The sequence below is a fragment of the Nocardia sp. NPDC020380 genome, assembly GCF_044386975.1.
GTDB lineage: Bacteria > Actinomycetota > Actinomycetes > Mycobacteriales > Mycobacteriaceae > Nocardia.
Genome location: NZ_JBIRVQ010000016.1, coordinates 168422 through 180595, shown reverse-complemented (window position 1 = coordinate 180595; position 12174 = coordinate 168422). Strand labels below are relative to the sequence as shown.

Here is a 12174-nt window from a genome sequence, read left to right as displayed (position 1 = left end):
ACGACCTCGGCAGACACACCCGAAGGCGATCAGGGGCGATCCGGGCGGAGCAAGGTCATGACGGCCGCGCCGAGCGACGCCCCCAGCAACTGAGCGGCGATGAAGCCGAGCCCGGAGATCGGGGCGATGCCGGCGAACGAATCGGAGAACATGCGGCCGATCGTGGCGGCCGGGTTCGCGAAGGAACCCGAACTGGTGAACCAGCAGGCCGAGCCGATATACGCGGCGACCGTCGCCGCGATCAGCGATCGATTGCGCCCGGCCAGCCCGGCGACCACCGCGATCAGCCCTGCCGTGGCGACCATCTCGCCGATCAGATGCCCGCCGGTGACGCGGTCCTGCGTCGAGATCTGCCAGGGCGCCCGATCGAACATGCTGTTGGCCAGCATGGCCCCCGCGACGCCACCCAGCACCTGACCACCGATGTATCCGGTCAGCTCGGCGGCGCTCGGCCCGCCCCCGTTCCGGCGTCCCTCGAACCAATCGGCCAGCGACACAACCGGATTCACATGCGCGCCCGAGATCGGCCCGAACACCAGAATGATCACCGCCAGCCCGAACACCGTGGCGGTCGTGTTCTCGAAGAACTGCAACCCCACATCGGCGGGCGAAAGCTGTTGCGCCGCAATGCCCGACCCCACCACCACGGTGACCAGTAGCGCCGTCCCGAGAAACTCGGCCAGCACCCGCCGCCCCAGCGGCAGCCCACCCCCGCGTTCCACCGGCGTCTGCACCCCAGCGAACCCGAACATCGCAAGATCCTGATCAGACACCCGCCAACAGTGCCAGATCCCCACCCCCGATCGACCCTCGATCCGAAGATATACGAGATATACAAGCCCAGCTCAGCGCCCGAAAACAAGACCCGGCGGTACTTCCGGCACCCTACCCCGGAACGCCTCTAGTTGGCGGCCGGAAACTCCGACCCATAGGCGGACTGCGCCGCGAACTCGGCTACCACCGACGGCGCGAGATGGGCAGCATCCGACCTCGCTGCCGCAACAAGCCCTTGGACAGCGGCGGGTTGCTCGGCGGCGGCCGACTCCCCGACGGCAGCCGGTTGCTCGGCGGCGGGCAGATCTTCCACCACGATCAGCTCGTCCGCTATGGCCGGATCCTCCACTGCGGCCGAGTCCTCGACCATCGCGAGCTCGTCCACTTCGATCGGCTCCTCGGCCACCACCGACCGCTGGGTGCCGGCAGCCGGATCGTCGGCCGTCAGGGATTCCTCGATGGCGGGCGCGGGTTTGAACTCGGCGAAGGCGTCGGGCGGGGCGGCCGGTTCGCCGGTTGCGGCGTATTCCTGGGTCGCGGTGGGGTTTTCGGGTGCGGGTGCCTCGTCTTCGGTGTGCCAGGCGTCGTGCAGGGCGCCGAGGGCGCCGTCGAAATGGTCGGTGGCGTCCTCGTGGTCGGCCGGCTGACCCGTGGGCCGGGTGGCGTCCACGCCGGTGGTGAGGGCGACGAGTTCGGCTCGGAGGTCGGCTATCTCGCCGGCCAGGTCCTCGCGGAGTTGTTCGCGTTCGCGGAGGCTGGCGCGGAGGCTCTCGATGGTGTCGTCCATGGCGGCGAGGGAACGGTCCGCGCCGACCAGTCGCCACTGGATGACGGCGGGGCGGCCGACGGCCTGGCTGGCGGCGCTGACCCAGTCCAGGACGTAGTCGAGCCAGGCGTTCTGCTTGGGCAGCTTGTGGTTCTCGTCGAAACCGCGGCGCAGGGCCGCCTTCGAGGACAGGATGCGCTCGCCGCCGCGCCGCCGGGGCGCGGTCATGTGCACGTGATTGAGCTTCCCGGCGCTGCTCACCACCGCGGTCAGCCGGTACTGGCCCGCGAGATGCATCCGCAGTTCGGCGGTGCCGCGGCCATCGGCGTCCATGGCGCCCAGCCACGGCCCGTCGGCGACCTCCAAGATCGACTCCAGTATCCCGAGCTGACTGACACCGCAGCGCAGCCGCGTGGTCCGCGTTCGCAGGTCATCGGGCGTGGCGGTCATCTGGTCCCAGTGCATCACACCTCATTCCACAGACCGGCATACCAACAGCAACCCGATGAACATTAGCCGTTCCACACTCGCGCGCGGGTCAGGCGGGCGCCCCGAGGTGACCGGCGTCTCCCCGACGGGCGCCCGCCGCACTGTCCGGACGCATCAGAGGCGGAGCAGGGCAATGCTGTTGGCGATGATCCAGGTGACCCACCCGATCCAGCCGACGCCCCCGACAAAGGCCAGGCGGGAGGTCGCGGTGGCGTTGTAAGGCGCGGCGGAGGCGGAGCAGAAGAGCAGCGCGGCACTGACATAGCCGACGACGGTCAGCCAGGACGAGGTCAGGGCTCCCGTGGCCGTGAAGCCCAGCAGTGCGGTGGCGAGGAAGAGCTGGGTGAAGCCGAACAGGACATTGCTCAGCGCCCACAGACCTGCCATGGACTCGCGGCGTTCGGCGGCGGCGCGAGTCCTGGCCTGCGGGCTCGCTGCGCCCCGGGCTCGATCTCGCCGCCGCGCTCGACATCTACGCCGTGCTCTGCAATATCGACGCCTACCTCGTGCTCACCGACGAGCGCGGCTGGTCCCTCGACCGCGTCGAAACCTGGTGGCCGGGGTGCTTTCCCGCGAGCTGCTCGGGCGCGATTCCGCCGCTACCGGGTAGGCAACAGTCCGCTACTGACGGTAGGTCGCCAGGAAGCGGCCGATGCGTTCGATGATGGCTTCCAGGTCGTCGGCGTGCGGGAGGGTGACGATCCGGAAGTGGTCGGGGCGAGGCCAGTTGAAGCCCGTGCCCTGAACTATGTGGAGCTTCTCCTGCAGGAGCAGGTCCAGCACGAACTGCTCGTCGTTGTGGATCGGGTAGACGGACAGGTCGATTCGCGGGAAGGCGTAGAGCGCGCCCTTGGGCTTCACGCAACTGATGCCGGGGATGGCATTGAGGGCTTCCCAGGCCCGGTCGCGCTGATCGCCGAGGCGACCGCTCGGCAGGGTCAGATCGTGGATGCTCTGGTGGCCGCCGAGCGCGGCCTGGATCGCCTGCTGGGCAGGGACGTTCGCGCAGAGACGCAGGCCGGCCAGCATGGTGAGACCCTCGAGGTAGTTCTCGGCATGCTGCGTGGGACCGGTGACCACGAGCCAGCCGGAGCGGAAACCGGCGCAGCGGTACGCCTTCGACAGGCCCGAGAAGGTGAGGACCAGGAGGTCGGGGGCGAGGGAGGCGGTGGAGGTGTGGACGATGCCGTCGTAGGTGATCTTGTCGTAGATCTCGTCGGAGAAGACGACCAGGTGATGACGGCGGGCTACCTCGAGGATCCGGCGCAGGACCTCCGGCGGGTAGACGGCGCCGGTCGGGTTGTTCGGATTGATGAGGACGATGGCGCGGGTGCGGTCGGTGATCTTGGATTCGATATCGGCGATATCGGGATACCAGTCGGATTCCTCATCGCAGATGTAGTGCACCGGACGACCGCCGTTGAGCGCGGTGGCCGCGGTCCACAGCGGGAAATCCGGTGCGGGAACGAGGACTTCGTCACCGTTCTCCAGCAGGGCGGTCATGGCCATCATGATCAGTTCGGAGACGCCGTTGCCGAGGAAGACGTCCTCGACGTCGACCTCGGTGAGGCCGAGCGTCTGGTAGTACTGCACCACCGCGCGCCGCGCCGACAGCAGGCCCTTCGACGAGGAGTAGCCGCTGGAAGCCGGCAGGTTGCGGACGATGTCCTGCAGGATCTCCGCGGGCGCCTCGAACCCGAAGGGCAGCGGGTTACCGGTATTGAGCTTCACCACGTGGTGGCCCTCGGCCTCCAGGCGCGCGGCGTGATCGGCTACCGGGCCACGGATCTCGTACGAGACTCCCGCCAACTTGCTCGACTGCTTGACCTGCATGGACATCCCCTTCTCGGAACGGTTGCCGACCACTCTACTTGGAACTTCCAAGTTTGCACTTGGATATTCCAAGTTGTTGGTTACAGTGGAGAGCGTGCCACGCCGAAGCTACGACCACTACTGCGCCGTCAGCCGCGCCCTCGATCTCGTCGGCGACCGCTGGAGTTTGCTGGTCGTCCGCGAATTGTGTTCGGGTCCACGCCGATACAGCGACCTGTTCGCCGACCTCCCGGGCATCAGCACCGATATGCTCGCCGCCCGCCTCAAGGATCTGGAACGTGACGGGATTCTCATCCGCCGCAAGACCGGGCCCCGCGCCGGGACCGCCCTCTACGAACTCACCCCCGACGGGCGCGCACTGCGGCCCGTTCTCGACGCGCTCTCCCTCTGGGGCACAGCACAACTCGGTGAACGCCGCGCCACCGACGCGGTGCGCGCGCACTGGTTCGCACTCCCCCTCGGCCGGGCCATCGCTCATCTGATCCCGGCCGGGACCGTCACCGTGCACATCGGCGACACCGTCCTGCACTACGTCATCGACGCCGACGGCATCACCCACCACGACGGGCCCGCCGCGAACGCCGACACCGAACTGCACTTCGACCTCGCCACCGCGACCGAGATCGCCACGGGCGCACGTGAACTCACCGTGGACGATCAGTTGTCGGGTACGGACGCCCCGTCGGTACCGGGACCGACATGATCCGTCTGCTCCGGCAGCAGCGGCGCCACGGCGAACGTCGAGGCGTCGGCCGGTAGCGCCTCGACCGCGCGAATCCCGCTGTGCGCGGCCAGGTTTCGCAGCCGATCCAGCGGGGCGCGCACCACCAGGCCCACCACGCACGCACAGTCGGCGCGCAGCCGGGAAGTGACGACCTTCTTGACGGCGCTGCTGCGATCGTCATAGGCCGTCAGCGAATCCACCTGGTAGGCAGCCGCTTTCTCCGAGGCCACCGCGGCCGCGTCACCGGCGGGCACATCGACCGTCACGATCGGGGTGGCGACGCCGGGAATGTAGGTGTGGAAGACGACCTCCGACACGCGCACGCCGGAGGCGAACCCCGGAATCTGCTCGGCCGTGATGCCCGCGGTGAACGAGACCAGCGCCCAGTGCTCGTCCTTGTCGCTCCCCTGCAGTGTCGTCTGCGCGTGTGCGAGGTAATCCGTCACCGCCACACCGTCTTCCGGACCGAGGCGATCGGTGGCGATGACCCCGTTGTCGGGCTTCACCGCCCACCCGGCAACCAGGACCAGCACCACGATCAGGACGGCACCGACCGCGAAAACGACATTGCGCACCGCCGGAAGCCGAAACACGTCCATGCTCGGCAGCCTATGCCCCGCGCAGAACGTCCAGCGCGTGTTCCAGATCCGCGGGGTATTCGCTGGTGATCTCGATCCAGCGGCCGTCGGCCGGATGGTTGAAACCCAGCTGGCGGGCGTGCAGCCACTGCCGTTCCAGGCCGAGCCGCTCCGCCAGCCGCGGGTCCGCACCGTAGGTGAGGTCACCGCAGCAGGGATGCCGGACGGCCGAGAAGTGCACCCGGATCTGGTGTGTGCGACCGGTTTCCAGATGGATGTCGAGCAGGCTCGCCGCCTGGAAGGCCTCGATGGTGTCGTAGTGCGTGACCGACGGGCGGCCGTCCGCGATCACCGCGAACTTCCAGTCGTTGCCGCGCGCCCGGCCGATCGGCGCGTCGATGGTGCCACTGCTCGGATCCGGATGTCCCTGCACCAGAGCGTGATACCGCTTGTCCACGGTCCGGTACTTGAACGCCCGCTTGAGCTGCGTGTACGCGTGCTCGGACTGCGCCACCACCATGACACCGGAGGTGCCGACATCCAGCCGGTGCACGATGCCCTGGCGTTCGTGCGCGCCCGAGGTGGAGATGCGGTAGCCCATGGCCGCCAGCCCGCCCACCACGGTCGGCCCGGTCCAGCCGACGCCGGTGTGCGCCGCGACGCCGACCGGCTTGTCCACCGCGACGATGTCATCGTCGGCGTAGAGGATCTTCATGCCGTCCACCGGCGTGGCCTCGACGGTGAGTTCCCGCTTGGGCTCGGGGAATTCGACCTCCAGCCAGGCGCCCGCGGTCAGGCGATCGGACTTGCCGGCGGCGACGCCGTCCAGCTGGACCGAGCCCTCCTCCGCCATGGCCGCCACCGCGGTGCGCGAAAGGCCCAGCAGCCGTGACAATCCGGCGTCGACCCGCATGCCGTCCAGCCCGTCCGGCACGGGCATGCTCCGAGTTTCCCTCATGCGGTGCGCTCCTCGGTGCTGTCGTCGGCGGAAGCGCGGTGCATGCGCGAACCGTCCGGCTCGAAACCGAAGACCGTCAAGGCCACCAGCAGAATCGCGCCGCACACGATCGACGAATCCGCGACATTGAACACCGGCCACCAGCCGATCGCCACGAAATCCACCACATGTCCCTGCAGCGGACCCGGCGCCCGGAAGAGCCGATCGATGAGATTGCCCAGCGCGCCACCCAGCACCATGCCCAGACCGAACGCCCACGGCAGCGACCGCAGCGTGCGGCCGATCCGGATCACGCCGACCACCACCGCCACCGCGATCAGGGTCAGCAACCAGGTCATGCCGGTGGCCATGGAGAACGCCGCGCCGGGATTGCGGGTCAGCAGCAGCCGCGCCCAATCGCCGATCAGGTAGATCGGTTTGCCGGGCGTCATGTACGTGACCACCAGGGTCTTGGTCAGCAGATCGAGTCCGAGGATCACGGCCGCCACCAGCAGCAGATTCCGCAGGCGCTTCGGGCGGCGCGCGGCATCCGGCTCGCCGGACTCGCGGGACCGCGTATCAGCCGATTCCGAATCCGTCCCGCCGGTCACACCGGCATCCGCGGCCTGCTCGGCCTCGGCGGCGGGGGTGCCGATGGGTGCGCTGTCGCCGGGCGACTTCTCTGATTCCTCTGCGCCGGGATCGCGCTGCCGGTCGGTACTCACTCCTGACATCATTCCCTATTGCCATGGCACGGCTGTCGCTCGCCCGAGCCGACGGCCGAGACCGCAACGGCGGGCACGGTATCGGCCGCCGATTTTCGTTCCGCGTGACGCGAACGTGATCCCAGCTGATTATCAGGATCGAGCCGTAACCTGTTCGACGTGACGGTGTTGTCTTCATCCCCCAGCTCGGCGAACGCCACCGCACGCTGTACCGGCTCCCCTCGACGCCCACGAGTACGCACCGCCCGATCAGGGGTGCTGCTCCTGGTGCTGGCGGTGACGCTGTCCGCCTTCGGAGTCGGCTGCAGCGACCACTCGGAAACGACCACCGAAGTCGACGGCGCCGAGCCCGCGGGCATCGGCAAAGAGGTGACCATGCCCATCCCGGCGGTCACCACCACCGTCGTGGAAGCCGGCGCCGAACCCAAGTCGGCGCTGCGGCCCGCACTCGAATCGGGCACCACCCAGCAGGTCACGCTGCGCACCGAACACCACTTCGAGCAGCAGATAGATCAGCAGGCGGTGCACGATGTCTCACCGCCGTCGATCACCATTCCGCTCAGCGCGGAAGCCGGCACCGACGGCGTCGAACTGACCCTCGGCAATGTCACCTCCCCCGACCCGAACCTGGCCAAGGCCCTGCTGCCCGCCGACGGCTCGCGCGCCGGATTCGACATCACCGAACTCGGCGCCATCACCGCCCTGCGCATGGCGCCCAAACCCGCCACCTCCGACGCCGCGCGCGCCGCGCTGGAACAGGCCTTCTATCAAGCGGTGTACCAGTCCATCGCGTTCCCCGACGCCGCCATCGGCGAGGGCGCGGTGTGGACGGTGCGCCAGCAGGTCTCGGGCACCGTGCCACTGGAGCAGGTCACCACCGCGACCCTCACCCACCGCGAAGGCAACCAGTGCACCATCCAGCTGGATGTGGTGCAGACCCCGAAAGTCAATGTCTGGCAACTGCCCAACCAGGCCGGGCAACTCGAGATCGTCGACTACCTGATGCACGGCACCGGCACCATCACCGTGGATCTCGGTCTGCCACTGCCGGTCTCCGGCACCGTCACCATCGGCGGCAACCAGACCTATCGCGACCCGCACACCGCGGTCACGGTGCGCCAGACCCAGCGCACGGAGGTGGCGTGGGGGGATTGACCCGGCCCGCGCTGCTGGCCGCCGCACTCGCGCTCACCCTGACCGCCTGCGGCGCCAAGGGTTCCGCGCCGCTGCCGACCTTCCAGCCCACCGTGGCCCCGCCCAGCGGGCAGGCCGCGGCGGCACTCGACGAGATCACCCTGCGCGGTGACCTGATCGACGTGACCGCGCTGCCCAGCGGATTCACCGCACTCCCCGATCCGCCGCCCGGCAGCACGTCCGGCGCGGGCTCAACCACCAATCCGCCGCAGTGCGCGAAAGTCCTTGCCGCCATTGCCGATCAGGTACCCGGCGCGACCGGGCAGGCGGCCGCGCAGTTCGGCGGGAACGATTTCGCCAGCGTCGACGTCGACGCCGCCTCGTATCCGAACGGGATGGCGGCACAGGCGTTCTCGACGGTGCAGTCGCTGGTGCGGGAGTGCGCGAAGTACTCGGGCAAGGACGCCGACGGCACCAATGTGGAATTCCGTGCGGGCGGACTGGATCAGCCGCAGGCGGGCAATGCCTCCACGGCGTTCCAGCTGAACACGACCAGTCAGGGGCTGACGCTGCACACCGTCGTGAACGTGGTGCTGGTCGGGTCTACGGTCGTGCAGATCTCCTGGTCCGACTCCAAACAGCCGGACCTGAAACAACTCACGGCCGTCACCACCGCGCAGGTGCGCAAACTGCAGGGCGCGGCAGGGCCGTAACCGCTCGAATCATCGGAAAAGGGCCGGTGTCCCACCCCCTCGAGGGTGCGACACCGGCCCTTTCTCGTATCAGCTAGCGCCAGCCGTCCACATTGATCGGACCCGGAGTCCACAGGCCCGAACGGGTTTCGGGGGTCACCATCGGCTGCGCCGACACCGCCGACTCGTCGATCGGATCCAGGCGCTGCAGCTCGCCCCAGTCATTGCGCCAGTCGTCCTGCAGGTAGGTGGCCATGGTGTGCGGGCGCAGCAGCATATTGCTCCAGCCCAGCGCGCCGCCACCGTCATGGCTCTGCCACAGCGTGGTCATGCCCGCGCCGCCGCGATCCGGCAGGATGCGGTAGTCGGGGACCTCGGCGATGCCGTCCTTGTGATCGAACGGGCGCTGGCACGGGAACTGCAGGCCCACTTCCCAATCCAGCAGCACCGGACGCTGCGAACCCACGAAATCCTGCAGCGTACGAGTCTGCGGAATACGCGGCGGCGTCAGGGCCACCCACTGCTTCGGATCCCGGTCGTGCGCGCTCGCCACCACCCGGACGGCCGTGGCCTGCGCCGGGATCTCGGTCAGCGGCACCCGCAGATTGCGCCAGGCCGGGGCCGGGCCGATATCGATCGGGGTGATACGGCCCAGCGGCTGCGGGGCGCCGTCGGGACCCGGTACGCCGTACTCGATCTCGACCGACTGACCGGGCGTCACCACGCCGTCGTGGTTCACCGAACGGATCCGGCCCGCGGCCGCCAGCGCGATGATGCCGGCCCGATCCTTCGGCAGGCCGTACCAGCCCGTGGTGAGGGTGGAGACCGCCTCCGTGCTGCCGGAGCTGCCCAGCACCGGCGTGCTGGCCGAATCCAGGCCGAACGGCAGTGGGGCCGTGCTGGTTCCGTCCACACCGGTCTTGCTGCGGTTGCTGATCGCGCTCGCGACACCGCCGCCGGTGTCCAGCTCGTCATCGGTGCGCAGATCACCAACACCGGTCGGCGTGAAGCCGACGGCGCTCGCACCGAACGCGGTGAAGGCATCGCCCGCAAGCGGTTTCAGCAGGCCCGCGTTCGGATCCGGCTCCACCAGGACATCCCGCGCCAGGCCGCACTGCATGCCCAGCACCGCATCCACGTTCGAGCGGGCCAGCGAGTACGCCGGGTACTGGACGACCGCGCCCTTCGCCAGCGAGGCGATCTCGAACAGCACCATGAACGCCGCCGCCACCGTGAGCGGCGGAATCGTCACCAGCCGCCAGCCGCACCGCGAGATACGGTGCGGGGCGGACGGTTCCGGGGCCCGCACATGCCAGAACGCGGCCAGCGCGAGCGCGGCCACCGTGAGCAGCAGGAAGACGTTGCTCACCTCGATTCCCGCCAGCACCACCGGCTTGTCGTTCCACGGGATCGCGTAATTCGAGACGTACCAATAGCCGTTGATGCTGGAGAACGCCAGCGCCAGGGCGAAACACACCACCGACGCGAACAGGGCGCGGTTCCGCGGGGACTTCATCACCCGCGGGCCCACCGACGCCGCGGCGAGCACCGCCACCACACCGGCCAGACCGGCGTAGATGCCATTGTGATGGGTCCACTTGGTGGGGGTCAGCATCATGAGCAGGGTCGCGCCCACCGTGCTGCCCAGCACGCGGCGCACCGGACCGGGCGCGGTGAACGGGATGCGACCGCCCTTGCGCAGCAACACCAATGCGCACGCCGCCAAGCCGATCCACAGCATGAACATGCCGAAGCGACGCGCCAGCGAGCCGTCGATGGTGGGCATGAACAGGTACTGGTAGCGGATGTACTCGTCGTACCACTTCACATCCGGGCCGACCAGGTGATGTACGCGCTGCATCTCGAACATGGAACTGATCGGCTGCACCGCGAACATGATCGACAGCACCACCGCACCCGCCGCGACGATCGGCATGAGCAGGGTCAGGTAGGCCAGGCCCCGGATACGCAGCACCGTAAGGAATCCCGCGCCCTCGGGGGTCGGACGGCTCAGTTCCCGGGCGCGGCGATCCAGCAGCCGCCACATCGGGCGGATACCGGCCAGCAGCGGCGCAACGCAGATCAGACCCGACGGGCCGACCGTGCACGCGAACGCACCGATCAGGCAGGCGATGGCATAGGGCAGCAGGCGGCGGGTGGCGATCGCGCGCTCCACCGAGACCCAGGTCAGCAGCACGCCCGCGGCCACGATCGGCTCCGGGCGCAGGCCGTTGTTGTAGGGCAGCCAGATCGCCAGGAAGCCCAGCGCACCCGTCCACACCGCGACGCGGTCCCGCCGGATGCGCGCGCCCAGGCGCGGAATCACCTCGCGGCTGATCACCAGCCAGCAGACGATGCCGGCCAGCAGTGCGGGCAGCCGCATCCACGGGCTCGCCACACTCAGCTGCGCCATGCGGCCCAGGATGTCGTAATACGGTGTGCCGACCGGGTTTTCGGGGACACCGAAGTAACCGAAGTAGTTGGCCATGTAGCCCGCCTTGATGGACGTGCGGGCCATACCGAACTGATAACCGTCATCGGAGGTGGTCGCGCCGATGAAATGCCACAGCACCAGCGTGCCCAGCACCACGGCGTCCACCGGCTTGAACGTCCACCAACGCTGCGGCAGGAAGCGGCGGGCGCGACGGCCGTCCAGGCGATCCAGCCGGAACAAGGCGAACAACGCGATCAGGGTGCCGATGATCGCGGTCCAGATGGCGAGGCGCTTCACCAGGCTCGGATGCGCGGAGAAGCGGCTGTCCACCTGCGCGGTCACCTTCGCGCCCTGCGCGGCGGTCAGATCGCTGAAGACGCCGACCAGCTGCGGGCGATTGTCACCGGCGAGGGTGACCGGGGCCGAACCGGTGAGCGACGCGGTGGTCGAGGTCAGGTCCGAGTGCACCGTCAGCGTGCAGTCCGCGGGGAGCTGATCGACCGGGACGCTGAACAGCGTCTGGTTGCGCAGTACCGCCTCCAGCTTGCCCGGAGTGGACTCACCCTCGGACACCGTGGGCGCGGTCACACGCGCGGCAAACCCGTATCGATCCAGGTCGGGCGCACCGTTCGGAGCCGTGGCAACCAATGTGCCACCATGCGAAGTGAGCTGCGCCACATCCGAACACGGGACGGTCGCATCGAAAGTCAAAGGCGCATAGGACACCAGCGGCGCCTGAATGCTCTTGCTCGAGTCACCCTGCGGCCAGGCCAGCGTCGTCGTATCCACCTTGACCGGCAACAGCGGCACCGCCAAAGCCGCAAGCGCCGCAAGCAGACCCGCGATCAGGGCGAGCGGCCGTTCCCATCCCCCGGGAGACCGCCTCACGGTCTCGGCACCAGCTCTCCCGGCGGAATACTGCCCCGCCCTCTCCATCACGTCGGTCACGATCGGAGATCCTAAAGGGCAACCCGTTTCCATCGCTCACGGTCACCACACACAAGTGACCCGCACCGCCTTCGCACGCCGCGCGGCGGGGACGCGCGCGGGCCCGGCACCCCCACTGCCGGGTGCCGGGCCCGTCACGA

11 protein-coding genes are annotated in these 12174 nt (G+C 68.7%); 3 read left to right on the top strand and 8 right to left on the bottom strand.

Going from position 1 to position 12174, the window contains the following annotated elements:
- Positions 1 to 29: 29 nt before the first annotated feature.
- The 4 genes from ACH438_RS37230 to ACH438_RS37215 form a co-directional block, all read right to left on the bottom strand.
- Positions 30 to 752, bottom strand: a complete 723-nt coding sequence (locus ACH438_RS37230; protein ID WP_397014198.1) for an aquaporin — start codon at positions 750 to 752, stop codon at positions 30 to 32.
- Positions 753 to 901: 149 nt separating this feature from the next.
- Positions 902 to 2005: a hypothetical protein gene (locus ACH438_RS37225; RefSeq protein WP_397014196.1), complete on the bottom strand. Its 1104-nt coding sequence runs from the start codon at positions 2003 to 2005 to the stop codon at positions 902 to 904.
- A 138-nt stretch (positions 2006 to 2143) separates the two neighbouring features.
- A complete protein-coding gene (locus tag ACH438_RS37220) occupies positions 2144 to 2416 on the bottom strand; it encodes a hypothetical protein (protein ID WP_397014194.1) in 273 nt (90 codons plus the stop codon).
- Positions 2417 to 2650: 234 nt separating this feature from the next.
- Positions 2651 to 3862: a pyridoxal phosphate-dependent aminotransferase gene (locus ACH438_RS37215; protein ID WP_397014192.1), complete on the bottom strand. Its 1212-nt coding sequence runs from the start codon at positions 3860 to 3862 to the stop codon at positions 2651 to 2653.
- 94 nt (positions 3863 to 3956) lie between these two features.
- Here ACH438_RS37215 and ACH438_RS37210 point away from each other — a divergent pair, with 94 nt between their 5' ends.
- Positions 3957 to 4565: a winged helix-turn-helix transcriptional regulator gene (locus ACH438_RS37210; protein ID WP_397014190.1), complete on the top strand. Its 609-nt coding sequence runs from the start codon at positions 3957 to 3959 to the stop codon at positions 4563 to 4565.
- Here ACH438_RS37210 and ACH438_RS37205 read toward each other — a convergent pair.
- Genes ACH438_RS37205 through lspA form a run of 3 tightly spaced genes read right to left on the bottom strand, consistent with a single transcriptional unit; the run spans position 4520 to position 6835 of the window.
- Positions 4520 to 5185, bottom strand: coding sequence for a hypothetical protein (locus ACH438_RS37205; protein WP_397014188.1), 666 nt, complete (start codon positions 5183 to 5185; stop codon positions 4520 to 4522). The genes ACH438_RS37210 and ACH438_RS37205 overlap by 46 nt on opposite strands.
- Before the next feature lie 10 nt (positions 5186 to 5195).
- Complete coding sequence (locus ACH438_RS37200; RefSeq protein ID WP_397014186.1) at positions 5196 to 6122, bottom strand: RluA family pseudouridine synthase; 927 nt, start codon at positions 6120 to 6122, stop codon at positions 5196 to 5198.
- The gene (lspA, locus tag ACH438_RS37195) at positions 6119 to 6835 is read right to left on the bottom strand and encodes a signal peptidase II (RefSeq protein WP_397014184.1); all 717 of its coding nucleotides are present in this window, start codon (positions 6833 to 6835) and stop codon (positions 6119 to 6121) included. The genes ACH438_RS37200 and lspA overlap by 4 nt, the downstream gene beginning before the upstream one ends.
- A 150-nt stretch (positions 6836 to 6985) precedes the next feature.
- Between lspA and ACH438_RS37190 the strand changes: the two genes are divergently transcribed.
- On the top strand, positions 6986 to 7981 hold the full coding sequence (locus ACH438_RS37190; RefSeq protein ID WP_397014182.1) for a hypothetical protein: 996 nt from the start codon (positions 6986 to 6988) through the stop codon (positions 7979 to 7981).
- Positions 7969 to 8673 (top strand): hypothetical protein, encoded by a 705-nt coding sequence (locus ACH438_RS37185; RefSeq protein WP_397014180.1) that lies wholly within the window; start codon positions 7969 to 7971, stop codon positions 8671 to 8673. The genes ACH438_RS37190 and ACH438_RS37185 overlap by 13 nt, the downstream gene beginning before the upstream one ends.
- 73 nt (positions 8674 to 8746) lie before the next feature.
- Here the strand turns inward: ACH438_RS37185 and ACH438_RS37180 are convergent, their stop codons facing one another.
- Entirely contained in the window at positions 8747 to 11974 is a 3228-nt protein-coding gene (locus tag ACH438_RS37180) for an arabinosyltransferase domain-containing protein (RefSeq protein ID WP_397014178.1), read from the bottom strand.
- Positions 11975 to 12174 lie beyond the last annotated feature (200 nt).